Source organism: Nonomuraea recticatena, from assembly GCF_039533245.1.
Classification (GTDB): Bacteria; Actinomycetota; Actinomycetes; order Streptosporangiales; family Streptosporangiaceae; genus Nonomuraea; species Nonomuraea roseola.
On sequence record NZ_BAAATE010000016.1, the window covers coordinates 177,558 to 200,703 of the forward strand.

The window sequence follows — 23,146 nt, forward strand, 5'->3', positions numbered from 1 at the left end:
ATCACAGGTTAGTAACGGTTTTGGGATGATTGCACCAAGCTAAGCCTCGCGGCACGGCAAAATCCCGCATACCTCACCAGGACGCGGCGCCCTCGAACGCCGTAGGCGTGGGGGCGTAGCCGAGGTCTCTCCTCGCTCTGGTGATGTCGAGAGTGCGCTCGACGGCCAGATGCCCGACGGCGTACCTGGTCAGACGGGGTGGGCGCCCAGTGATCACGGCGGCGGTCTCGGCGAGCGCGGCCATGCGCATGGCCAGGCCCTGAGCCAGGTAGACGGGTTCGGCGTCGATGTCCCGCTCCCGCAGGACGGCGCGCAGCGCGGAGTCCAGGGTGACGGGCTCGCTGTCGGTCACGTTGTAGACGCCGGGAGGGCCGGTCGTGGCCAGCAGGCAGGCCCGCACGAGGTTGTCCACCGAGGTGAGGCTGAGCCTGGTCGCGCCGCTGCCCACCGCGAGGAGCCGGCCCGCCCTGACCGAGCGCAGCAGGCGGGGAAGCAGGGTGGTGTCGCCGCTGCCGTAGATCGCGTGCGGGCGCAGGATCACCGCATCGCCCCTGACGGCGTGCTCGGCGCCGGCCTTGGCGGCGCCGTAGGCGTTGGCGTAGCGCCTGACGGGGGCCTCCGACTCGGTGGCCATCACCGTGGGACGGAAGGGGTCGTAGACGCTGGCCGTACTCACGTGGACGAAACGCGCGCCGGGGAAGGCGGCCACGGCGTTGCGGGTGCCGGCGACGTTGGCCTGCCAGATCTCCGCGGGCGGGCCCCAGTCGGTCACGCTGCCCGCGCAGTGGATCACCGCGTCGACCCGCTCACCCGGCGGCTCGCCGTGGACCAGGTCCCACGAGGTGTACGGCACGCCGCCCAGATCGGCGTGCGGCCGCCTGCCGAAGGCGAGCACCTCCCAGCCCCTCGCCGCCGCGGCCCTGCACACGTGGCCGCCCACGAAGCCGGAGGCGCCGGTGACCGCGACCCTCATCGGGCCACCCGTGTCCTGATCGCCGCCCTGTCGAGCTTGTCGCTGCGGCCCTTGCGGGGCAGCTCGGGCAGGGTCACGATCCGGTCGGGCAGCGCGGCGGCGTCCACGAGGCCGGGCAGGGCCCCGCGCAGCGCCCTCTCGTCGTAGCCCGCCGTCGTGGTCAGCGCGAGGACGACCTCCTCGTCACCCGTCTCCTGATCGGCGAGCCCGACGATGGCCGCCTCGCTCACGCCGGGAAGGGCGGCGATGGCGGGCTCGTACAGGCCCGGGTAGATGTTCACGCCGTCCCTCAGGATCATGTCCTTCTTCCTGCCGAGCAGGACGAGGCGGCCCTGGTCGTCGAGCCTGACGAGGTCGCCGGTGGGCAGCTCGGTGAGGGGGTCGTGACCGAGGTAGCCGTGGGCGAGGTGCGGGCCGCTGACGAAGAGCTCGCCGTCATCCGCGACCCTGACGCCCACCCCCGGCAGGGGCGCGCCGAGCAGGTCCCCCTCGGTGACGGCGAGCTTGTCCTCCGCCGTGGCGATCGCGATGGGCAGCGCCTCGGTCATCGCGTAGACCGACAACACCCGGGCCGAGGGCGCCGCCGCCAAGGCCCTCCTCAGGACGGCGGGAGGCGCGGGGGCTGCGCCGAGAAGCAGGCAGCGCAGGGTGTCAGGAAGGGAGGGTGTGCGTGAGAGGAGTTCGTGCAGTTTCACGGGGACCGAGAACGCGTGCGTGGCCTCCCGTGCGGCCAGCTCCTGTGCGTAGTCGCCGCGCCCCCGCATCGACCACGTGGCGCCCGCGATCAGCGCGGGAAGGCCGAGGATGAACTGGTCGGTGTGCACGATGTCCTCGGGACCGAGCGAGACGGCCTCGGTGAACAGCCGCAGCCCCTCCGACAGCGACCGCCTGGTGTGCACGACGCCCTTGGGCTGCTCGGTGGTGCCCGAGGTGAAGGCCACCACGGCCGGGTGGTCGTGGACCAGCGGAACGGCCTGGACGGCGGGCAGCCCCTCGAGTCGAAGCGCGCCCGCCGGCACACCCGGCAGCCACCTGCCCGTGTAGAGGTGGCGGGCGTGCGGGAAGGGGTCGCGCAGGTTCGGCAGCACGAGCCCCCTTCGCCTGGCGGGGCCCTTCAGCGGGCCGCTGAGCAGGTAGAGGAGCGACTCGCTGAGCACCCAGCGCGGCCTGGTCAGCGCCATGCGCCCGGCGAAGACCTCGGGGGCGAGCCCTGGATCGGCCAGCACGAGGGTCCCTCCAGCCGCGACCGCGCCGAGCGCCATGGCGACGGCGTCGGGGCCCGGTCGGACGGCGAAGAGCGCTCCGAACCCCTCCTCGCCCTGGGCCCCGGACGCGAGGGCGTGGGCGATGGCGAGGACGCGCTCGCGCAGCGTCCCGTACGAGACAGGTGCCCCGCCGGGAGCGATGAGGGCGGTTCTGGAGGGGGTGGCCGAGGCCACGTCCAGAACGCCGCTGACGATGTCGATCATGCGGCTCGGATCCAGAGGTGTTCGTAGGTGGGGATGAGGACGCCTCGGGCCGCGCGCCGTCCGACGATGCGCAGATCGTGCCTGAGCAGGGCGGAGGCCACGGCGCGGATCTCGGCGACCGCGAGAGGGTAGCCCAGGCAGAAGTGCGCCCCCGCGCCGAACCACAGCCTGCGCAGCTCGGGCGGGTGCCGGCGGGACAGGTCGAAGGGGCCGTAGGCGCGGGCGCAGTTGTGGGTGGCGATGAGCACGCGGTCGCCTGGCCGTACGGGTGCGTCTCCGACGTGGGTGGGCTCGGCGACCGAGCGGAGCATAACCGGGGTGGGGGTGGTCACCCGCATGGCCTCCTCGATGGCGAGATCGAGGTCGATCCCTTTTCCCGCTCCGTGGTCGTGGAGGAGGGCGATGAGGCGGGGGACGAAGGTGGCGACGGTCTCGGTGCCGGTGAGGAAGAAGGCGCCCGCGGCGCCCCTGGCCTCGGCCTCGGACAGGCCGAGCGCGCGCATGCGGCCCATGACCGTCGACGGGTCCTCGGCGCGGTAGGCGGCGGAGGCGATGTCGCCGATGCCGTCCAGGACCTCACGGGCGATCGCGACCTGGCGGGGGTTGAGCCGCCTCGTGCGGAGCGAGACCATCGAGGCCACGCGCTCCCCTTCGGCGAACAGGGCGAGGGCGCGCCCGGCCGAGATCTCGCCCAGCCCGATCACCCTGCAGATCACCGCCCCCGCCATCAGCCGCATGTGGTGGACGAGGTCGACGCTCTCGCCGCGCTCCAGCCGTGCGGACAGCTCCTTCAGCGGCTGGGCGAGCACGTCGGTCACCAGGGCGGAGACCGACGAAGGCGTGAACAGCGGGGCGAGCTTGGCGCGCAGCGTGGCGTGCGCGGCGCCCTCCATGTTGAGCAGCACGGAGGGGCCGAGCACGGGTGTCCAGAGGTCGCCTGGCGAGCCGGGGCCGTCCTTGCGGAAACGGGGGTCCATGAGCACGCGGCGGGCGACGGCGGCGTCGTTGACCACCACGCCGACGCCCGGCACGCGCACGACGGGACCGAGGCGCGCGATGAGGCGGATCAGCGGATAGGCGAAGGGATGGGCCGCCAGGTGAAGCCTGGTCTCCTCGGTCATCGGATGTCGATCACCTCGGGGCTGTAGTGGTGATCGATGTACCAGGCGAGGGTGCGGACCAGGCCGTAGGCGCGCAGGCGGCGCACCGAGCCGAACACCACCACGTCGCGGCGGGAGCCGTACGCGCCGGTGAGCCTGCGCACCCTGTTGACCAGCACGCGGTCCTCGTGGGCCTCCTCGATCGCGGTGCGGGGGAAGCCTCCTGCGCGCTCGTAGAGATCCGCGGTGATGGCGAGGGTTGCCCCCGGCATCATGACGTAGGGCCCGCGGTACTCGGGCGAGCGGTTGCCGGGCCTCGCCTTGCCGAAGAACGCGGCGATCTCCACCACGGCGGGGATGAGGCGGCGCTCCCACAGCTTCAGCGGGAACTCGTCGGTCCTCGCGCGCAGCTTGCCGCCGACGAGTTCGAGCCCGTCGGCGAAGGCGCGGCGGATGTTGGCGGTCCAGTCGGCGCGCGGCAGGCAGTCGGCGTCGGTCCTGGCCAGGTGGGTGGCGCCGTTGGCGATCGCGTGGCGCATGCCGGTGTCGGCCGCGGCGCCCGTGCCCTTGCGCGGTTCGTGGATCACCTCGACGCCGAAGCCCCTGGCGATCTCGGCGGTGCCGTCGGTGCTGGCGTTGTCCACGACGACCACGGTGAAGTCACGGTCGCGCTGTTCCTCCAGGGCGCGCAGCGTCGCCCCGATGCCCGCCGCCTCGTTGTAGGCGGGGACGACGACCCAGAGCTTCATCTACATCTCCGCCAGCATGACGCCCATGCTGATGCCGCCGCCGAGGCCGAGCATCGCCACCCTGTCGCCCGGCGCCCAGCCGCCGAGCTGGAGCTGCAGCGGGAGCGTCGCCGACGCGCAGTTGCCGTGCCGGGGCAGGGTGACGACCAGCCGGTCCTCGGGGATGCCCAGCGTGTCGGCGAGGAAGCGCAGGTACGGCAGCGCCACCTGGTGCACCGCCACGACCGCGAAGTCGTCCCATGTCAGGCCGGTGCGCTTGAGGGCGTTGAGGAAGAGGTCGGGCCCCACCTTCTCGAACGCCTCCTTTAGGCGCCGGCCGTCGCCGCGGAAGTAGGAGTACTCGGGGTCGCGCGGGTGCGCCGAGCCGCCTCCGGGGAGGGTGCCGATCGCCCATGCCGTGCTCTGCGCCGAGAAGTCGCGGTAGAAGATGCCGCGCCTGCGGTCGGCTGCGACCAGCACCGCCGCGCCGGCGTCGGACAGCGTGTAACCGGCGAAGGAGTCCACGAACTGCTCGCGGTCGCTGACCTGCCACCTGATCGCCCTGGACGGCACCTCGCCCGTGCACACCAGCACCCTGCGATGAGTGCCCATCCGGATCAGCGCCTCGGCCACCTGGACCCCGTTGAGCAGGCTGTTGCAGGCGTTCTTCACGTCGAACACCGGGCACGACAGGCCCAGCTTGGCGGCCACGATGTGGGCGGTGGCGGGCTCGACCATGTCCTGCGAGGCCGAGGCGAAGATGAGCAGGTCGACGTCGTGGTCGAGCCGCCTCGCCGCCTCGGCGGCCAGGTCGGAGGCCTGCTGGTCGTCGGCGGCCACGTGACGGGCGGCGATGCCCGTCAGGCGCTCGATGAGTCCTCTGGGCGCTCTGAAGCCCTCGATCAGCTCCTCGACCTCCGCGCTGGTCCGCGTATGGCCGGGGAGATATGTCGCTATGTCCACAATGCGCGCCTTCACACGGAGCACGCTAGCCATCCGGGCTTGCAGAACGGTTACCGGGCCGCCTCACGACCGCGCGATGCGCTCGACCTGGGTGAGGTCGGCCAGGTACAGGTGCGGCACGTCCACGAACACCCGCATGGGGCCGCAGTCCAGGCCGAGATCCCGCGCGATCCCGGCCTGGACCTCTCTGAGCGGCACGTAGTTCAGGTAGCAGGTGTAGGCGTTCTGCGAGCGGAAGGTCGCCGTCATCGCCAGCGCGCCGTCCCTGATCCTGACCGCCACCGCCGCCAGGCAGGGCACCGCGTCGTACGGCTCGCCTGGCCGCGTCAGCGACACCCATGCGCTCTTGCTGTAGGGCCGCGCCCGCAGCAGCCTGATCGCCCATTCCATCTGAGGCGTCAGGCGCTGCCCGTAGCTGTACTTGAACGGCGGGATGACCTCGGCCTCGGTGAACTTACGGGCGTAGAGCATGCGCTTGACGGGGTCGCCGTACTCCCTGAGTATCGGGTCGTCCCAGCGGACGTCGCTGATCTCGAACAGCACGGCGGGGCCCTCGATCACCGGGCCGCGGTCGTCGTCGGCGGGCTCGCCCGACGCCCGCACGTGCCGCATCAGCCATATCCACGCCTCCCCACAAGACGCCCACCTGGTGGGCTCGTCCATCACGTCTCCACGTTGGGAAAGTTGTAGGGGTTGTGGGGAAGGCGGCGCCGCCTGGTGACATTGCACCGCACGTAGTAGACCGAGTAGTGCACGAGCGCCACGAGCATGATGCTGATCAGCAGCAGCGGCACGTTGAGCTCGCCCTTGCTCAGCCCTGTGACGCCGACCGTCAGATAGGCGGAGTTGACGATCGACAGCATCATGACGTTGATCCCCGGCCACGCCAGCGGGGCGTAGGTCTCGGGGAAGCGCGGATCGACGGGCAGGTTCGGCGACCAGTCGAACTCGTCTTTCAGGCGGGTGACGTAGAGCAGCCTGAAGTTGTTGAGCGCGCGAGCCGTCCTGGCGTGCGCGTTCACCGCCTCGATCAGGCGCAGGAACGGCAGCACGGCCAGCAGGCCGAAGGCGGCGACCAGGGCGTAGAGGTACCAGGGAACGGTGTCCCACCTGGTCAGGTCGGCCGGGTTGACCACCTTGGTACTCGCCAGCGCGATGGTGGCGGCGAAGGGGGCCGAGAGCAGGCTCATCGCCAGCCTCGTCATCTTCAGCCGCTCGTCCTTGGCGGCGAGGTGGACCGCGTAGATTCCGCTGAAATCGACGGCGGCCAGTTGGAGGAACTGCGTCGCTTCGAGCGGCGTCGGGGGTTTCCGCATGAGCGTGCTCCTGGAATGCCAGCTGATTCCAGTATGAGTCGCCGTCTTGAGTTTTGTACCAACAAATCTCAACTTGCTCTGGTCAATGTCTGGAGCTCCACGTGATCGATGTACGCCGTGGGCAGGCCGTACATGATCGTGGCGATCTCCCTGTCGTGGATCACGGGGAGGGCGGCGAGCGCGTCGGAGGCCAGGCCGCGGCAGTACTCCAGGGTGTCGGGCACGATCGAGGTCTGCCTGAGCGCCGCGAGGGTGGCCTCCACGTCGTCGTGCAGGATCGACGGATCCTTGGCCATGGCGGTCAGGAGGGGCAGGGTGTAGAGGCCCTGGCGCAGGTCGTTGCCCGCCGGTTTGCCCAGTGCCTGCGCGGGCGCCGTCAGGTCGAGCAGGTCGTCGAGGATCTGGAAGATCAGGCCGAACCGCTCGCCGTACGCGGCCATCCTGGCCCTCTCCTCGGCAGAGGCCCTGGCGCAGATGGCGGCGACCAGGCAGGAGGCGCGGAAGAGGGCGGCGGTCTTGCCGGTGATCGAGCGCAGCGCGCTCTCCGTCGTGCGGTGCGGGTTGTGCAGGTCGGTGGTCTCCAGGTACTGCCCCTCCGCCAGCTCCACCACCGTCGCGGCCAGCACCTCGGCGACCGGCCTGGAGACCGAGGTGATCGCGGCCAGGCCCGCCCTCGCGAGCATGAAGTCGCCGATGACCAGCGCCTTGCCCTCGCCCAGTTCGGCGTTGAGCGTGCGCTCGCCCCTGCGCTGGGTGGCGTGGTCCATGAGGTCGTCGTGGACGAGCGAGCCGGCGTGGATCAGCTCGACGCACGCCGCGGCGGTGATCACCCTGCGGTCGGGCGTCCTGCCGAACGCCAGCGAGGTGGCCAGGGTCAGGGCGGGCCGCAGGCGCTTGCCTCCGGCGGTGATGATCCGGTCGGCGGCGGTGTTGATGCCGGGAAGGGCGGAGGAGCCCGCGAGGCGCCTGATCCTGGTCTCGACCCTGCGCAGGCCGTGGGCGATCGCGGGGGTGTTCAGCAGCTCATCCATGTCCTCCAGCCTGCGTCGCGCGTGCTGTGGATTTCCTGAGAGCGGCTGTGAACGGGCTCAGCGCGGGGTGCTCGCCGTACCCCCGCCTGAAGGCGATGAGGGTGCGGCGCTCGATCTTCACCTGTGTCAGCCGCACGCCGGCGGGCGGGCGGGCGGCGGCGAGCCTCGGCACCAGCGCCACGCCCTGGCCGGCGGCGGCCAGCAGCAGGACGGTGTCGAAGTCGTCGATGTGGTGACGGACGCGCGGTTCGAACCCCGCAGCCTGGCAGGCCCGCAGGGTCATGGTGTGGCAGAGCGTGCCGGGGGTGCTGACGATCCACGGGTCTCGCGCGGCCTCCTCCAGAGCGCTCCTGGTGGTCAGGTACATCGGCTCGGTCAGCAGGGGCCTGGTCTCGACGCTGTCGTCGACGACGGGCGGGACGAAGTCGTACTCGTGGACCAGCGCGACGTCCAGCGTGCCCGCGCGCAGGGCGGCGGAGACGTCGGCCGGATCGATCTCGGCGACCATCGGCTCCAGGCCGGGATGCTCCTGCCCGAGGATGGTCAGCGCCTCGGGCAGCAGGGCGCGGGCCGCGGTCGGGAACGCGCCGATCCGCAGCGGCCCCGAGGGCCCCGTGCGCGTGGCGGCCAGCGCGGCCTCGGCTCGTTCCAGGCTCGCCAGGACGGCTTCGGCGTGCTCGACCAGGAGGCGGCCCGCGGGGGTGAGGACGACCGTGCGGCCGGTCCTTTCGAGCAGCGGCAGGCCCGCCTCGCGTTCGAGGGCGCTGAGCTGCTGGGAGACGGCGGAGGCGGTGAAGGTGAGCGCCTCGGCGACGGCGGCGATCGTGCCCCTTCTGGAGAGTTCGCGCAGCAGCCTGAGCTTTCGCGGGTCGAGCATAAGCTCAGCTTACGGGTGACACCACAAACGCGAACTGGTGCTGACGGTGGCGCGTCCCTCAGGCTGAGAGCCATGCTTTCGGGAATTTACGTGCCGCTGATCACCCCCTTCGACGAGTCGGGTGCCGTGGCCTACGCCGCGCTGGAGAAGCTCGCCGCCTCGGTGCTCGACCAGGGAGCGGCGGGGCTGGTGGCACTGGGGACGACGGGGGAGCCGTCGGCGCTGTCGGCGACCGAGCGCCGCACCGTGGTCGAGATCTGCGGGGAGGCGGCGCGGTCCTACGGCGCGCAGCTGATCGTGGGCGACCTGGAGCTGGTGGAGGGGGCCACCGCCGCGCTGGTGACCGTGCCCGCCTTCGTCAGGCCGGGCGAGCGGGGCGTGATCGCCCACTTCGAGCACCTCGCCGAGCGGAGCCAGGTGCCGCTGGTGATCTACCACATCCCGTACAGGACGGGTCAGCCGCTGACCGCCGCCGTCCTGCGCAGGCTCGGCGAGCACCCCATGATCGCCGGCGTGAAGTACGCCACGGGCTCCGTCGACCAGGACGCGGTCGCGCTGCTCGGGGAGGCGCCCTCCGGGTTCTCCGTGCTGACGGGCGACGACGTCTACCTCTCGCCGATGCTCGCGCTCGGCGCCTCAGGCGGCATCCTGGCCTCGGCGCACCTGCACACCTCCTCCTTCGTGTCGATGGCGGCCTCGTGGGACCGCGCGCTCGGGCACCGGCTCGCGGCCATGTCGGCGACGCTGTTCGCCGAGCCGAACCCGACCGTGCTCAAGGGGGTCCTGCACGCGAAGGGACTGATCCCCACCCCCGACGTACGGCTTCCGCTGGTGCCCGCCACCGCGGAGTCGGTCGCCCGCGCCCTAGATTGGGGCGCGTGAACCGGCTGAACGAGACGGAGCACGCCGCCTGGATCGGCTATCGGCGGATGAGGCTGCTCCTCGACTTACAGATTCAGCGTGACCTGATGCGCGACTCCGGGCTGTCCGAGCCCGACTTCCACGTGCTGTCGAACCTGTCCGAGGCCACGGGGCAGCGGATGCGCCTGACCGAGCTCGCCGCGCACCTGCGGTGGTCGAAGAGCAGGCTCTCTCACCACATCGGCCGCATGGAGGGCCGGGGGCTGGTGAGCAGGCAGGAGGTGGCCCACGACGGAAGGGGCGCGGCCATCGTGCTCACCTCCCGGGGGGTGAGCACGCTCGAGGAGGCCACGCCAGGACACGTGGCCTCCTTACGCAGGCACTTCATCGACCTGCTCACCAAGGACGAGCTGCGGACCCTCGCCCAGGTGTCCCGCACGGTGCTGTCCAGGCTCGAATAATCTCTGGACATCTTTAGGTTCGTCCCATAATCTCTCCGGCATGGGTTCCCTGTGATTCTCGCGACGCGTTGAGCGCTGTCATGTCCGTTTCGCGATAGTGGAATCCAGGAGGACGCTTCCATGCGTACCGCCCAAACTGCCCTTTCTCATGTCTCCCACCGCTACGCCGACCAGGTCGTGCTCGACCAGGTCTCGTTCACCGTCAGGCCCGGCGAGAAGGTCGGGGTGATCGGCGACAACGGGTCGGGCAAGTCGACACTGCTGCGCCTGCTGGCGGGGCGGGCGCTGCCGTCCAACGGCTCGCTCACCGTGTCGGTCCCCGGCGGGATCGGATACCTGCCGCAGACCCTTGAGCTGCCGGGCTCCGCGACCGTCCAGGACGCCATCGACCTGGCGCTGGCCGAGCTGCGCGAGCTCGCCGCCGAGATGAGCGCGATGGAGTCCTCGCTGACTCCCTCGCGGTTCGACGCCTACGCCGAGCTGATCGCCCGCTTCGAGGCGAGGGGTGGCTACACCGCCGACACGCGGGTCGACGCCGCGCTGCACGGGCTCGGCCTGCCGGGTCTGTCCAGGTCGCGGCGGCTCGGCACCCTGTCGGGAGGCGAGCGGTCGAGGCTCGCGCTGGCGGCGACGCTCGCCTCGTCGCCCGAGCTGCTGCTGCTCGACGAGCCGACCAACGACCTCGACGACTCCGCCGTGTCCTGGCTGGAGGACCACCTGCGCGGGCACAGGGGGACCGTCATCGCGATCACCCACGACAGGGTGTTCCTCGAGCGGATCACCTCGACCATCCTCGAGGTCGACCTCGGCAAGGTGCGCCGCTACGGCAACGGCTACGCCGGCTACCTCGCGGCCAAGGCGGCCGAGAGGGCGGCGTGGGCCGAGGAGTACGAGGAGTGGAAGGAGGAGCTGGCTCGCCACGCGGGACTGGTCGAGGCGAACGCGGGACGCATGGCCGCCATCCCCCGCAAGATGGACAAGGCCGGCATGGGTACCGGCACGTGGCGGGCGCGCTCGCGCACCCACGGGGCGGCCAGCCGCATCAGGCAGTCGCAGCAGCGGGTCGAGTGGCTGCACGCCAACCCCGTGCCGCCGCCGCCCGAGCCGCTCCGCTTCGCGGCCACGCCGAGCGTCGTCTCCGGCGCCCAGGGGCCGAGGCCGGTGGTGGAGCTGGCGGAGGTCCGGGTCGGATCACGGCTGGACGTGCCGTCGCTCAGCATCGCGCCGGGTGAGCGGCTGCTGGTCACCGGGCCGAACGGCGCGGGCAAGACCACGTTCCTGCGCGTGCTGGCCGGCCAGGTCGTTCCCGACTCGGGCACGATCAGGCGTCCGGCCAGGATCGGCTATCTCCGGCAGGAGGAGCCGGTGTTCGACCCGGCGCACACCGTGCTCAGGGCCTACGCCACCGGCCGTCCCGGCACGATGGACGAGCACGCCGACGCTCTCGTCGCGCTCGGGCTCTTCCGCCCCGCCGACCTGGGCGCCAGAGTGGGCGAGCTGTCGGTGGGCCAGCGCAGGCGGATCGAGCTGGCCCGCCTGGTCAGCGACCCCGCCGACCTCATGCTGCTGGACGAGCCCACCAACCACCTGTCTCCCGTGCTCGTCGAGCAGTTGGAGGAGGCGCTGGCGGGCTACACGGGCGCGCTGGTCATGGTCACCCACGACCGCGGCATCCGCGCCTCGTTCACCGGCACCCACCTGGAGCTGGCCGACGGCGCCTTCGCGACGGCCTGACCCCTGGGCGCTCACCTCTGCGGAGGTGACGGCCCGAATCAGCGGGCGGGATGGCGGATGGCCTGGCCGATGTCGCCCACCCGGTCGGCCAGCAGCCCGATGGCGCCGACCGCGCGCGTCATCGGGTCGTCCTCCGCTCCTCCCAGCGCCTTGGTCCTGAGGTAGGCCGTCTTGACCGCGGCCCACCGCGCCTCCTGCTCGGGCGTGAGCCTGCCGCGCAGCTCGGCCAGCTTCAGCAGGTTGGACTCGGCGCCGGTGGTGAGGGTCTGCGCCTCACCGAGATAGTGGTCGTCGATGAGCTGCTCGAGCTCGGCGTCGTTCATCACGGGGACGATGCGCTCGGCCAGCTTGTTCATGTTGCGGTAGGAGCCCTGCAGCCGGAACGGCGGCTCGGTGCGAGAGTCGTCGGACTGGGCGGCGGAGGCGATGTAGGCCTGGTTGTTGGCCAGCACCACCTCCTGCACCCTGACCAGCTTGCGCAGGACGCTGAGGATCTGCTCGAGCTCCACCTTCGAGTAGGGGTGGCTGAGCTGGTCGGTGCGCACGTCGGTGTCGCCCCTGGCGATGCGTACCAGCAGCTCGACGTCGCCCCTGTCGCGCGTGGACAGCGGGGCGAGGACGGGGTTGGAGGTGAGCGCGTTGTCGATGTAGCTGAGCGCGAACAGGTCGTCCTTGCCGGAGAGCACGTCACCGAGGTTCCACACGTCCGCGCGGTTGGCGAGCATGTCGGGGATGCGGAAGCGCTGGCCCGACTCGGTGTACGGGTTGCCCGCCATGCACACCGCGAAGCGCTTGCCGCGCAGGTCGTAGGTGCGGGTGCGGCCGTTCCACACGCCCTCGATGCGGCGCTGGGCGTCGCAGAGCGAGATGAACTTCTGCAGCAGTTCGGGCGAGGTGTGCTGGATGTCGTCGAGGTAGAGCAGGGTGTTGTTGCCCGACTCCAGCGCGAAGGAGATCTTCTCGACCTCCTGCCTGGCGGTGGCGTCGGGCGCGTCGCCGGGGTCGAGCGAGGTGACCTCGTGGCCGAGCGCCGGGCCGTTGACCTTGACGAAGAGCAGGCCGAGACGGCTGGCCACGTACTCCATGAGTGTCGTCTTGCCGTAGCCGGGCGGCGAGATGAGCAGCAGCAGGCCCATCTGGTCGGTCCGCTTGCCCTCGCCCGCCGCGCCGAGCTGCTTGGCGAGGTTGTCGCCGATGAGCGGCAGGTAGACCTCGTCGAGCAGGCGGTTGCGCACGAAGGCGCTCATGACCTTGGGCTTGTACTCCTCCAGCCGCAGCCTGTCGCGCTCCCGCGCGACCAGCTCGCCGCGGTGCTTCTGGTAGGCGCGGTAGGCGGGGACCCGCTCCGCCCTGAAGGCCCTGGTCCTGGCGAGAGTCTCGTCCAGGCGCAGCGTGAGGGCCCTGTCGGTGATCCTCGGGTGGGTGCCGAGCAGACCCTCGACGGTGGCCGTGAGCGTGGCGCTGGAGTCGTGCCTCGGCAGGTCGCACAGCTGGACGGCCAGCGCCTCCGGCAGCTCGTCCGACTGGTCGAAGGCGCCGAGCCACGCGTGGGCCAGCTGGATGCGGTCAGGCAGGTCCAGCGCCGCCAGGTCCTCCTCGAACTCGCGGGTGCGGGAGGGGCCGAGCGTCTGCCGGAACCTGTCGAGGATGCCCCTGGCCGCCTGGCTGGTGACGAAACCGTCAGGCTTGCCCGCCAGCTCCTCGACGAGGTACTCGGCGGCGAGCTCGAAGGGTGTGCCGAAGACGTCGGCGGGAAGGAAGCGGGAGATCTCCTCCGAGAGCTCGGCCCCGAAGGCGTCGAGCGCCTCGACCCTGCCGAAGGCGTCGCGGGCCCTGACCAGGGAGCCCGCCCGAGTCGCCAATGTTTTACGTGAAACATCCTCCACGCCGAACGCCCAGAAGAACTGGGCCGCGGCGCGGGCGGACGGCGGATAGCGCAGCAGCCCCGCGCCCTCCTGGAGGCGTTGCAGGGTCTCCAGGATCGCCGTCGCGTCGTGGTCGTGGACGCCGCGCTCGTAGCCCTCGTCGTAGCGCTCTTCGGCCGCCAGCCGTACCAGCGAGGGCAGGTCGGCTCCCGACGGCACCGTGGGCAGCAGCGAGGCGGCCAGGTGCTCGGCGCGGTAGACGTCGGCGGTCTCGGAGACGAGCAGCTGCGACCAGAACGGCCTGGTCTGCTCGAAGGAGGCAGGAGCGGGGGAGCGGTAGTCGGTGCCGGTGATGGAGAAGTGCATGGCGCCGTCGTGCGGCACGAGGGTCAGGTCGATGGGCTGGGTGTTGACCGCGAAGCGGTGCCTGCCGAGCCTGAGCGTCTCGCCGTCGGCGGAGAACAGGTCGAGGCGGTCGCGCAGGGAGCGGCCCGCCTCCTGCTGGGCCGCCTTGATGCGGCCCTCCAGCTCCTCGGCGCGCACGCCGTCGCCGAGCGCCCGCAGCTCGTCCGCCGAGGAGCGCAGCTTGGCGATCATGGGGTCGGTGGCGAAGTAGGTGTTGACCTCGTCCAGCGACGCCAGAGCGGTCACCCTGCGGGTCACGCTGGTCAGGATGCGGTCGGCCGAAGCGGAGATGCGGTCGGCGCGCCTGGCCCTGTCGTCGAGCTGGGTCTGCTTGCGGGCGGAGAAGGCCTCGTAGACGTCCTCCCGCTTGGCGGTGAGCTGGAGCGCGAAGTCGTCGAACTCGCCGAAGCGGGACTCCAGCGTCTCCAGCTGGAGCATGAGACGGCCGAGCTGCTCGTCGCAGCGCTCAGGGGTGTCGGCCATGGCGAGCGCGCCGGTCACGGCCTGGCCGAGCAGCGCGAACTCGGCGGCGAAGGCGGCTCTGCCCTCGGTGGCGAGCAGCTCCTTGCGTCGGCCTTCGAGGACGGCCCGGGCGCGGTTGACCCCGCCGAGGACCTCGCCGATGCGCTCGAGGATGGCGGTGCGGACCGTGGCGTCGGCGATGTCGAGCGAGCCCACCACCTCGGTGACGACCTCGAGCCCCTCGGCCTGGGCGAGCAGCCGCTCGGAGACGGGCGCCGCCTCCGCGACCGTGGCGATGGCAGAGGCGTCGGCCTCGAGCTGGGCGACGGCGGCGTGGTAGCCGGTGAAGGCGTCGGCGCCCTGGAGGAACTCGACCGCCCTTCTGCCGACGGAGCGTAGCTCCTCGCTCACCCTCGCGCCGAGCGCGTCGAGGCCCGCCAGATCGATGTAACGGACCTCCCTCAGCGTCACGAGGTGGCCCTGCGCCCTGCGCAGCGACGCCAGCCTGGACACCCAGGCGTCGGCGCTGGTGAGGGTCTCCGACTGCCGTACGAGGGCGAGGGTCTGCGAGGTGGCGCTCTCCAGCGTGCCGGCGGCCTGCGCGGTGAGCTGGGCGACGTTCTCGTACTCGTCGAGGACCTGCTCGGCCGTGGCCCTGACGTCGCCGAGCGGAGTGCTCAGGCCGTGCTCGCCGAGCCAGTGGTAGTGGTCGAACGCCCGCGTGCACGCCGCGATCAGCGCCTCGAAGGTGGCCTCGGAAGGCGCCATCTCCTCGACCATGCGCGCGACCGACAGGCAGTCGGAGATCCCCCTGACCAGCTCGGCGTTGCCGATCCGCTCCAGCGGCCCCGTCCCCGTGGGCTGGGCGGCGGCGTAGGTGTCGGAGACGTACGGCGTCTGCCACACCTGCATCGGATGGACCCTGGTCGGCTCGTCGGAGGTCGCCCTGAACACCACCAGCGTCCCGTCGTCGAACAGGGAGTACCCGTGACAGGGCAGCGGGTTGGCGACCTCCTTCCTGATCACGTTGTACGGCAGCAGCAGCGACCTGCCGTCCTCACGCGCATGGAAGACGTAGAGCACGTCCTCGCCGTTGGGGGAGCGGATCACCCGCTCGAACTCCAGGTCGGCCACCTGCGTGTCGAAGGTCTTGGACACCCCCGTGGACAGGTAGTAGCCGCCGGGGAAGATGATCCCCTGGTCCTCGGGGAGCCGCTGGCAGGCCAGCGCGATGCCGTCGAGCCTGGTGACGGTCTTGGTGCGGGTGTTGAAGACCAGGTGCCGCCACTCGCTCTCCTTGTACGGCCTGACCCGCAGCAGGATGAGGGGGCCGATCCTCGCGTGGTCGACCTCGGCGTCGGCCAGCGACTGCAGCGGCTCGGTGACGGGCTCGGTGTAGATGCCCTCGCCCGACTCCGTGTTGTTCTCGATCTTGATGGTGAGGTCGCCGCCGACCGTCTCGACGAACACCTCGTCCAGGATCGAGATGTGCGGATGCCGGCCGAGCACGTGGTCGTCGCGGGTGGTCGGCGTCCACTCGAAGTCGTGCGAGGGCGGGAAGACATGATCCCGCTCGCCCCTGTTGTCCAGGTACTTCAGTTCATGGCCGAGGGCCCACCTGAGCACGCGCAGGTCGGAGGGGCCGGTCTGGAAGACCGCGAGCAGCTTGCCCTCCATGCGCCTGAGCTGGAGGAGCCTGGTCTCCTTGTAGTAGCGGTAGAGCTCGGAGAAGTCCTTGCGGAAGGCCGGATCGGCCAGCGCGTCCAGCTGCCCCGCGTCGAAGCTGAACGCGTCGCCTTCGCGGGCGAACCTGTGGACGGAGAAGACGTCGTCCACGGAGGTCTCGGGCTTGAGCCCGATGAAGACGTTGTAGCCGAAGAGCATCAGGTCGCCGACCGAGACGATGTCGCGGGGGACGCAGTTGTTCTCCGTACGGATCCGCTCGGTGCCGATCAGGCGGAGCTCGGCCCCGCCGAAGACCTTCAGCCGTTCGGCGTTGACCGCCTCGGCCGCCCTGGCCAGTTGCTTGGCCTGGGCGCCGAGACGGCTGCGCAGGACTTCGTAGGTCCCGGCCTCGAGAGACGTGGTCACCGCAGCGCCGCCACCGACGACTCGGCGACCCCGAGCCTGCGCGCGCTCTCCAGCAGCTCGTTCAGCTTGGCCGTGTCGGGCCCGCCGTGCGAGATGAGCTGCATCAGCAGCGCCGACACCGTCAGGTTCTTCACGTCCTCGCTGCTGACGCCGCCGATGAGCTTGGCCAGGTCGTCGGTCAGGCTCGCCGTCCCGTTCAGGTACGGCTCGGCCAGCGTCTGCGTGACCGTCGAGTGCTCGACGAACCCGTCCACGACCTTGCCCGCCGTGATCGAGCCGACCACCCTGTCGAAGAACATCGTGTCGCCGCCGACGATGTCGATGTTGGCCTTGGACAGGCCCGCCGCCACGACGCTCGCCTGCGACTCGGCGACCTGCCTGTGCACGTCGATGTGCTTGAGCCTGATCTCCTTCTCCGCCTCGAGCCTCAGGCGGAACTCCTCGTGCGTCCTGGTCGCCTCGTCCATGGCGGCCATCGCCTTGGCCTTCTCGATCAGGCCCTCGGCCTCGGCCTTCAGCCTGTCGCCTGTGACCAGGGCCATGGCCTGCTCGCCCTCGGCCTGCGCCTTGAGCCTGTCGCCCTCGACCAGCGCCATCGCCTTGGCGCCCTCGGCCTCGGCCTTGAGCTTCTCGGCGGTCGCCATCGCCTCGGCGCGGCCGACCCGCTCGATGGCGTCCGCGCCGCGCTCCCTGACCTGCACGTCGGCCAGCCCCTTGGCGGCGGCCTCCGCCTGCAGGCCCTCGGCCAGCCGGATCTTGGCCCTGGCGTCGAGCTCGGCCGCCTGCTGCCTGGCCTCGGCCAGCACGACGTCCTCGCGGGCCTTGTGCTTGGCGGCGGCCTCCGCGGCCTCGGCGGCCTTGATGTCCTTGACCAGGCCCTCCTGGGCTTCGGCCTCGGCGTGGATGATCGTGGTCTGCCTGAACCGCTCGGCCTCTTCGAGGGCGCGCAGCTTCTTGATGTTCTCTTCCTGCTCGGCGACCGTCTTCTCCACCGCGATCCGCTCGCGCACGACCTCGGCGATCGAGCGCTTCTCCGTCTCGACCTCCTTGTCCTTCGCGATGCGCGACAGCTCGGTCTCCCGCTCGCGGGCGATGACCTCCAGCATGCGGTCCTTCTCGATCCGCTCGCTCTCGATGGCGATGACCCGCTCGCGGTTCTTCTCGGCCACGGCGATCTCGCGGTTGCGGTTCTCGGTCTGCACACCGAGCTGCTCGTCGGTCTTGATGTGCGCGCCCTGGGCCCGCAGCCGCTCCTCGGCCTGCACGCGGGCGATCTCGGCCTCCTCGCGCGCCTTCATCGTCTCGATCTCGCGCTTCTGCTTGATCTCGGCGTCGGCCTGGCGGCGCTTCAGCTCGAGGATGGCCTCGGTGGCGTCGACGTTCTGGCGCGTGATCTCCTTCTCCTCGCTGCGCCTGAACTCGTTGGTCCGCACGTTCTCCGTCGCGGTCAGCTCGGTGATCTTGCGGATGCCCTGGGCGTCGAGGATGTTGGCCGGGTCGAGCTTGGCCATCGGGGTCTGCTCCAGGTAGTCGATCGCCGCGTCCTCCAGGCTGTAGCCGTTGAGGTCGGTGCCGATGACCTGGATGATCTGGTCGCGGAACTCGTCGCGCTTGGTGTAGAGGTCGACGAAGTCGAGCTGCTTGCCGACCGTCTTGAGCGCCTCGGAGAACTTCGCGTTGAACAGCGCCTGGAGCGTCGTCTCGTCGCTGGCCCGCTCGGTGCCGATGGCCTGCGCCACCTTGATGACGTCCTCGATGGTCTTGTTGACCCGCACGAAGAAGGTGATGCGGATGTCGGCCCTGATGTTGTCGCGGCAGATCAGGCCCTCGCCGCCGGTACGGGCGATCTCGATCGTCTTCACCGAGATGTCCATGACCTCGGCCTTGTGCAGCACGGGCAGCACCACGGCGCCTGTGAAGGTCACATCGACCCTGCGCACCTTGGAGACGATGAGCGCCTTGCCCTGTTCGACCTTTCTGAAAAGCCGGCTGATGACGAAGATCAGACCAATGACGACGATCAGGATGACGGCGAGCAGAATGCCGAACCCGGTCGAGATGACACTCATGAGTGGTCCTCCATGACCCAGAAGAACTCGCCCTCTGCGTCGTAGTCGAAGATCAGCGCGGCCTGGCCGCGAGAGAGCACGTCGCCGCCCGTCGTCCTGACCTGGACGACGGCGGAGGAGCCGTCAGGGGCGGTGACCTCGGCCTGGCCGAAGGCGGCGTCCGCCCTGCCTGTCCGCACCACGCACCGCTGGCCGACGAAGTCGTGGCGGGAGGGCTCACGCCGGTCGGGGAAGAGCCTGCGCATGGGGATGATCAGGAGCTTCGTGCCCGCCCACCCGGCCGCGAGCGCCGCGCCGAGCACGAGCGGTCCGCCGAAGGAGAGCTCCGTCCCCGCGAGGCTGACGAACCACGCCAGCGCGACGTACAGCGAGAAGGCGACCGTGGCGGGGACGCCGCCGAGCCCGAGCGGCAGCTCCACGCCGTCGAGGTCGACGTCACCGCCCATGAACATGACCACGATCCAGTAACCGACGACCACGATGAGCAGGAAACTGAAGAGCACGGTCGGAAAGGTCAGAGCGGCGTCGACGAAAGCGGGCATCAGTTCCCTCGGATAAAGGCCCCCGTAGTGGAGCGAATATATCCAATCAGGGGTTGCAAACCGCTTTAAAAACGCTTAACTCCCGGGTACGGCCAGCCCCGTCTCGTAGGCGACGATGACCGCCTGGACCCTGTCACGCAGTCCCAGCTTGGTCAGCACGTTGCTGACGTGTGTCTTCACCGTGTGCTCGCTGACGACCAGCTCCGCGGCGATCTCCGCGTTGGACAGGCCGCGCGCGATCAGCGCGAGCGTCTCCTTCTCCCTGACGGTGAGGGCGGCCAGCCGCTCGGCCGAGACCGAGGCCGCCGCGGGGCGGGAGGTGAACTCCGCGATCAGACGGCTCGTGACGGTGGGGGCGAGCAGCGACTCCCCTGCCGCCACGACGCGGACGGCGTTGACGAGGTCGTCCCTGCGCACGTCCTTCAGCAAAAACCCGCTCGCCCCCGCCCGCAGCGCGTCGTAGACGTAGTCGTCGAGGTCGAAGGTGGTGAGCATGAGGACCTTGGTCTCCTTGCCCACCAGGCGGGCGGCCTCGATGCCGTCCATCCTGGGCATGCGGATGTCGAGGAGCAGGACGTCGGGCCGGTGCTCGCGCACCAGGGCGACCGCCTCGATCCCGTCGGCGGCCTCGGCGACCACGTCGATGTCGGGCTGGGCGTCGAGGATCATGCTGAATCCGCCGCGGACCAGTTCCTGGTCATCGGCGACCACCACGGTGATGCTCATCGGCTCTCCTTGAGACGGTCAGGAGACGTCGACCCGACGGACGATCCGAGGGGCGCTGGTCCTGCGGGGGCAACGGGTTCTTCGACGGGGGTGAGAGGGAGTCGCACCGACACGTGGAAGCCAGGGCAGTCGGCGCGGGGGCCCGCGCTCGCGGTGCCACCGCAGGCGGCGGCGCGCTCGCGGATGCCGATGAGGCCGTGGCCGCCCGAGGGCAGCCGGCGCCCGGAGCCCTCGCCGTCGTCGGTGATGTCGAGCAGCAGCGCGTCCGGCTCCCACCGCAGGAGGAGTTCGGCCCTCGACGCTCCCGAGTGCTTGACGATGTTGGTGAACGACTCCTGCGCGATGCGGTAGACCGCCACCTCGACGTCGGACGGCAGCGCCCGCTCGGTGCCGCGCGTCTCGATCGAGACGGGCAGCGGCAACTGGGCGGCCAGTGTGGACAGGTCGGCGACCGTCGGCTGGGGAGCGCGCGGGCCCTCCTCCTCCTTCAACGCCCCGAGCATCCGGCGCAGCTGGACCATCGCGTCGCGGCCCGCGGCGGCGATGGCGTCGAAGGCGGCCTCGGCACGGCCGGGATCGCTCCTCACCACCACGGGCCCCGCCTCCGCCTGCACGACCATCAGGCTGACCGCGTGGGCCAGGATGTCGTGCATGTCGCGGGCGATCCTGGCGCGTTCGAGCTCGGCGGCCCGTTCGGCCTCCAGCACGCGCTCCCGCTCCAGCCGTACGGCCCGCTCCTCCAGCGCCGCGGCATAGGCGCGGGAGGTCGCGGTGGCCCTGCCGATCGCGTAGGCGGCGACGGCGCCGACGGTGCCGCGGACGGCGGTCTCCGACGAGCCGACCAGCAGCAGCCCGCCGCCGATGGTGATCGCCAGGACCACCAGCCTGGGCCAGCGGGGCGTGTAGGCGGCGACGGTGTACATGCTGATGAGGCTGCCGTACCAGATCGGCTGCGCCGGGACGGTCTCGGCCAGGTCGTAGAGCGAGAGGGCGAGCATGGAGACCGCCATGCTCGTCACGGGCGCCCTGCGCCGCCAGACGAGCGGGAGGACGGCCGTGATCACGACCACGTATCCCCACCAGTGCCACGGCTTGCCGTCCCGGTTGTCGCCGACGAACGGCCACAGCTGGATGAGCAGGACGAACGCGGTCAGAGCAAGATCCACCTGCAGGGGCGGCAGCGCGCGGAAGCGCTCCTTGAGTCGGGCAATCTGCGGCAGATCGGACACAGCGTCCAATCTTCCTCCTCTTTGGGGATGCTCCGAGCCTGGTCCGGAGTTATGCGGATCGACCTGAGACATCGTCGGCGATCGGAGAGGAGTCGCGGATCGCCGGTGGGAGCGGTTCTCGCTCACTCTCAGGAGGGATTTTGAAAATGATTATCGATAGCATGATGCCCCTGAGGGAAGGGAGCTCTGATGTCGGTCCCCGTGGTGATAGTCGCAGGGATTCACGCGCAGGCCCGTGCCGAGGTCGTCGCCGAGCTGGCCCGCCGCCATCCGGGGTCCGTGACGATCAGGCCAGGTGATCCACCGGTGGCGGCCCCGCTGCTGATCGTCGAGCTGGGGGACGACGACGAGCCGCGCCCCGTGGCCGAGGCGCTGGCCGTGCGGCCCGAGCTGCGGCTGACCGGCGTGCTGACCGCGCTGGAGGCCGACCACATGCCGCTCGACATCTGCAGGGGCGACCGCCTGCCCTGCGGCAGGCACGTGGCGGCGGTGCTGGCCAGGCAGATCGAGTACGCCACGGGGCTGGTCGTGGTCGGTGACGATCCCGAGCTCACCCTGCCCGCGCTCGCCCATCTCGCTCCGCTCACCCCGATCGGGCTGCCCGACGTGCTGGGCCCCCCGGTCGACGTGGAGGCGCTGGCCGCGCGGGTCGACCCTGCGACGGCCCAGTTGCCGTGCGCGCTGGAGACGCAGGACTTCGAGACCGTCGTGTGGCGCAGGGTGCGCCCGATCCACCCGCAGCGGCTCTTCGACGCCATGGAGGAGCTGGTCGCGACGACCGTGCGCAGCAGGGGCAGGTTCTGGCTGGCCAGCAGGCACTCGTCGCTGCTGGCGTGGGACGCCGTGGCGGGGATGGTCGAGGTGGCCGAGGCCGGCACGTGGCTGGCCGCCCTGCCCGACAGCGCGTGGGACCAGGTCGGTACGGCCCGCAGAGCCGCCGCGGCGCTCGACTGGACCCCGACCATGGGCGACAGGGTCCAGCACCTCGTCTTCACCGGCTGCGGCGGCCTCGACCCCGACAGGCTCATCGCCCTGCTCGACTCCTGTCTGCTCACTCCCGAGGAGTCGGTCGCGGGAGCCGCGGTGTGGGAGACCTATCCCGATCCTTTCGCCGAGTTGACCTCAAGCAAGGTCGAGGTTGCAGAGTGGGGTGACTGACACGAGGAGATGATCCAGATGAAGGCAGCGGCGTTCGCGACCCCCGGTGGTCCCGAGGTGCTTCAGGTGATGGAGATCGAGACCCCGCACGCGGGTCCCGGCGAGGTGCGGGTGCGGGTGAAGGCGGCGGGCGTCCAGCCGTACGACGCGGCGGTGCGCGCCGGATGGGTCCCGCAGGGTGTGACGGGCGAGCTGCCCCGCGTTCCCGGCAACGAGTTCGCCGGCGTCGTCGACCAGGTGGGCCAGGGCGTCACCGGGTTCGCCGAGGGCGACGAGGTGCTCGGCTTCTCCCTTCTCAACAGCTACGCCGAGTACATCGTGGTCGGCGCGGACCAGGTGGCGCGCAAGCCCGCGGGGGTGCCGTGGGAGGTGGCGGGCGGCCTGACGGCAGGGGTGCAGACCGCCGAACTGGCACTGGACGCCATCGGCGTGCGCGAAGGCGAGACGCTGCTCATTCACGGAGCCTCGGGCTCGGTGGGCACGGCCGCGGTACAGATCGCCAGGCGGCGCGGCGCGAGAGTGATCGGCACGGGCAGGGAGGAGAACCACGACTACCTCCGCTCGCTCGGCGCGATCCCCGTCGCCTACGGCGAGGGGCTGGCCGACAGGGTGAGGGCGCTCGGCCAGGTGGACGCGGCGCTCGACGGCGCGGGAGGGCACGCGCTCGAGGTGTCGCTCGAGCTGGTGAAGGATCCCGCGCGGATCGTCACGCTGGTCGAGCACGGCAGGGCGGCCGAGCTGGGCGTCAAGCTGGTCCAGGCGGGGCGCACCGCGGAGCGGCTCGCCAGATATGCGGCGCTGATCGCGGAGGGCGCCTTCACCTTTCCCGTCCGTCGCGCCTACCCCCTCGACCAGGCCGCCGAAGCGCACAGGGAGATCGAGACCGGGCACGGCAGGGGCAAGCTGGTGATCCTGGTGTCATGATCGAACTGGCGGAATCTTATCGATAGGGGGCCTTACTGCCACTGTCTCGGGCCGGTCTCGACCGGCCTCCCTTCTAGCGGTCGTCGCAACACCCCGGCCTGGGGAGTGCGATGGAAGAGTTCGAGATCCGCAAGATCCGAACGCCGCAGGGGCGGAAGAAGC

The 23,146-nt window shown here is 70.7% G+C and carries 19 protein-coding genes; 5 read left to right on the top strand and 14 right to left on the bottom strand.

The window, feature by feature from the left end:
- Positions 1-73 precede the first annotated feature (73 nt).
- From ABFX50_RS28430 to ABFX50_RS28470, 9 genes are all read right to left on the bottom strand, one after another.
- A complete protein-coding gene (locus ABFX50_RS28430) occupies positions 74-973 on the bottom strand; it encodes an NAD-dependent epimerase/dehydratase family protein (RefSeq protein WP_346150431.1) in 900 nt (299 codons plus the stop codon).
- Positions 970-2,442 carry a class I adenylate-forming enzyme family protein gene (locus ABFX50_RS28435; protein ID WP_346150433.1) on the bottom strand — a complete coding sequence of 491 codons (1,473 nt, stop codon included), beginning with the start codon at positions 2,440-2,442 and terminating at the stop codon, positions 970-972. Before ABFX50_RS28435 ends, ABFX50_RS28430 begins: the two co-directional genes overlap by 4 nt.
- Positions 2,439-3,563, bottom strand: coding sequence for a cytochrome P450 (locus ABFX50_RS28440; protein WP_346150435.1), 1,125 nt, complete (start codon positions 3,561-3,563; stop codon positions 2,439-2,441). Before ABFX50_RS28440 ends, ABFX50_RS28435 begins: the two co-directional genes overlap by 4 nt.
- Positions 3,560-4,291 carry a glycosyltransferase gene (locus ABFX50_RS28445; protein WP_183653456.1) on the bottom strand — a complete coding sequence of 244 codons (732 nt, stop codon included), beginning with the start codon at positions 4,289-4,291 and terminating at the stop codon, positions 3,560-3,562. Before ABFX50_RS28445 ends, ABFX50_RS28440 begins: the two co-directional genes overlap by 4 nt.
- Positions 4,292-5,248, bottom strand: a complete 957-nt coding sequence (locus ABFX50_RS28450; RefSeq protein WP_346150438.1) for a 3-oxoacyl-ACP synthase III family protein — start codon at positions 5,246-5,248, stop codon at positions 4,292-4,294.
- Positions 5,249-5,296: 48 nt separating this feature from the next.
- Entirely contained in the window at positions 5,297-5,845 is a 549-nt protein-coding gene (locus ABFX50_RS28455; RefSeq protein ID WP_346150440.1) for a thymidylate synthase family protein, read from the bottom strand.
- A 50-nt stretch (positions 5,846-5,895) separates the two neighbouring features.
- Positions 5,896-6,549, bottom strand: a complete 654-nt coding sequence (locus ABFX50_RS28460; protein ID WP_183653465.1) for a hypothetical protein — start codon at positions 6,547-6,549, stop codon at positions 5,896-5,898.
- 68 nt (positions 6,550-6,617) lie between these two features.
- The gene (locus ABFX50_RS28465; protein ID WP_346150442.1) at positions 6,618-7,580 is read right to left on the bottom strand and encodes a polyprenyl synthetase family protein; all 963 of its coding nucleotides are present in this window, start codon (positions 7,578-7,580) and stop codon (positions 6,618-6,620) included.
- Entirely contained in the window at positions 7,573-8,457 is an 885-nt protein-coding gene (locus ABFX50_RS28470; RefSeq protein WP_346150444.1) for a LysR family transcriptional regulator, read from the bottom strand. Before ABFX50_RS28470 ends, ABFX50_RS28465 begins: the two co-directional genes overlap by 8 nt.
- A gap of 72 nt (positions 8,458-8,529) precedes the next feature.
- Here ABFX50_RS28470 and ABFX50_RS28475 point away from each other — a divergent pair, with 72 nt between their 5' ends.
- From ABFX50_RS28475 to ABFX50_RS28485, 3 genes are all read left to right on the top strand, one after another.
- Positions 8,530-9,339, top strand: coding sequence for a dihydrodipicolinate synthase family protein (locus ABFX50_RS28475; protein WP_346150446.1), 810 nt, complete (start codon positions 8,530-8,532; stop codon positions 9,337-9,339).
- The gene (locus tag ABFX50_RS28480) at positions 9,336-9,779 is read left to right on the top strand and encodes a MarR family winged helix-turn-helix transcriptional regulator (protein ID WP_346150448.1); all 444 of its coding nucleotides are present in this window, start codon (positions 9,336-9,338) and stop codon (positions 9,777-9,779) included. Before ABFX50_RS28475 ends, ABFX50_RS28480 begins: the two co-directional genes overlap by 4 nt.
- A gap of 120 nt (positions 9,780-9,899) precedes the next feature.
- Positions 9,900-11,513 carry a TlrC/CarA/OleB/SrmB family ABC-F type ribosomal protection protein gene (locus tag ABFX50_RS28485; protein ID WP_346150450.1) on the top strand — a complete coding sequence of 538 codons (1,614 nt, stop codon included), beginning with the start codon at positions 9,900-9,902 and terminating at the stop codon, positions 11,511-11,513.
- A gap of 38 nt (positions 11,514-11,551) precedes the next feature.
- Here ABFX50_RS28485 and ABFX50_RS28490 read toward each other — a convergent pair whose 3' ends face one another.
- The 5 genes from ABFX50_RS28490 to ABFX50_RS28510 form a co-directional block, all read right to left on the bottom strand.
- Complete coding sequence (locus tag ABFX50_RS28490) at positions 11,552-16,336, bottom strand: DNA repair ATPase (RefSeq protein ID WP_346150452.1); 4,785 nt, start codon at positions 16,334-16,336, stop codon at positions 11,552-11,554.
- Positions 16,333-18,405, bottom strand: a complete 2,073-nt coding sequence (locus tag ABFX50_RS28495) for an SPFH domain-containing protein (protein WP_183653484.1) — start codon at positions 18,403-18,405, stop codon at positions 16,333-16,335. Before ABFX50_RS28495 ends, ABFX50_RS28490 begins: the two co-directional genes overlap by 4 nt.
- A complete protein-coding gene (locus ABFX50_RS28500; RefSeq protein WP_312895744.1) occupies positions 18,402-18,908 on the bottom strand; it encodes a hypothetical protein in 507 nt (168 codons plus the stop codon). Before ABFX50_RS28500 ends, ABFX50_RS28495 begins: the two co-directional genes overlap by 4 nt.
- 114 nt (positions 18,909-19,022) lie before the next feature.
- Positions 19,023-19,673: a response regulator gene (locus ABFX50_RS28505; protein WP_183653489.1), complete on the bottom strand. Its 651-nt coding sequence runs from the start codon at positions 19,671-19,673 to the stop codon at positions 19,023-19,025.
- Positions 19,670-20,902, bottom strand: a complete 1,233-nt coding sequence (locus tag ABFX50_RS28510) for a sensor histidine kinase (RefSeq protein ID WP_346150463.1) — start codon at positions 20,900-20,902, stop codon at positions 19,670-19,672. Before ABFX50_RS28510 ends, ABFX50_RS28505 begins: the two co-directional genes overlap by 4 nt.
- 189 nt (positions 20,903-21,091) lie before the next feature.
- Between ABFX50_RS28510 and ABFX50_RS28515 the strand changes: the two genes are divergently transcribed.
- Both ABFX50_RS28515 and ABFX50_RS28520 read left to right on the top strand, forming a co-directional pair.
- Positions 21,092-22,060, top strand: coding sequence for a GTP-binding protein (locus ABFX50_RS28515; RefSeq protein WP_346150455.1), 969 nt, complete (start codon positions 21,092-21,094; stop codon positions 22,058-22,060).
- A 9-nt stretch (positions 22,061-22,069) separates the two neighbouring features.
- Entirely contained in the window at positions 22,070-22,984 is a 915-nt protein-coding gene (locus ABFX50_RS28520) for an NADP-dependent oxidoreductase (protein WP_346150457.1), read from the top strand.
- The last annotated feature ends 162 nt before the right edge of the window (positions 22,985-23,146 follow it).

Coding starts and splice junctions, on each gene's coding strand:
- ABFX50_RS28430 (WP_346150431.1), bottom strand. CDS start 973: ATGAGGGTCGCGGTCACCGGCGCCTCCGGCTTCGTGGGCGGCCACGTG.
- ABFX50_RS28435 (WP_346150433.1), bottom strand. CDS start 2,442: ATGATCGACATCGTCAGCGGCGTTCTGGACGTGGCCTCGGCCACCCCC.
- ABFX50_RS28440 (WP_346150435.1), bottom strand. CDS start 3,563: ATGACCGAGGAGACCAGGCTTCACCTGGCGGCCCATCCCTTCGCCTAT.
- ABFX50_RS28445 (WP_183653456.1), bottom strand. CDS start 4,291: ATGAAGCTCTGGGTCGTCGTCCCCGCCTACAACGAGGCGGCGGGCATC.
- ABFX50_RS28455 (WP_346150440.1), bottom strand. CDS start 5,845: ATGCGGCACGTGCGGGCGTCGGGCGAGCCCGCCGACGACGACCGCGGC.
- ABFX50_RS28460 (WP_183653465.1), bottom strand. CDS start 6,549: ATGCGGAAACCCCCGACGCCGCTCGAAGCGACGCAGTTCCTCCAACTG.
- ABFX50_RS28465 (WP_346150442.1), bottom strand. CDS start 7,580: ATGGATGAGCTGCTGAACACCCCCGCGATCGCCCACGGCCTGCGCAGG.
- ABFX50_RS28470 (WP_346150444.1), bottom strand. CDS start 8,457: ATGCTCGACCCGCGAAAGCTCAGGCTGCTGCGCGAACTCTCCAGAAGG.
- ABFX50_RS28475 (WP_346150446.1), top strand. CDS start 8,530: ATGCTTTCGGGAATTTACGTGCCGCTGATCACCCCCTTCGACGAGTCG.
- ABFX50_RS28485 (WP_346150450.1), top strand. CDS start 9,900: ATGCGTACCGCCCAAACTGCCCTTTCTCATGTCTCCCACCGCTACGCC.
- ABFX50_RS28495 (WP_183653484.1), bottom strand. CDS start 18,405: ATGAGTGTCATCTCGACCGGGTTCGGCATTCTGCTCGCCGTCATCCTG.
- ABFX50_RS28505 (WP_183653489.1), bottom strand. CDS start 19,673: ATGAGCATCACCGTGGTGGTCGCCGATGACCAGGAACTGGTCCGCGGC.
- ABFX50_RS28515 (WP_346150455.1), top strand. CDS start 21,092: ATGTCGGTCCCCGTGGTGATAGTCGCAGGGATTCACGCGCAGGCCCGT.
- ABFX50_RS28520 (WP_346150457.1), top strand. CDS start 22,070: ATGATCCAGATGAAGGCAGCGGCGTTCGCGACCCCCGGTGGTCCCGAG.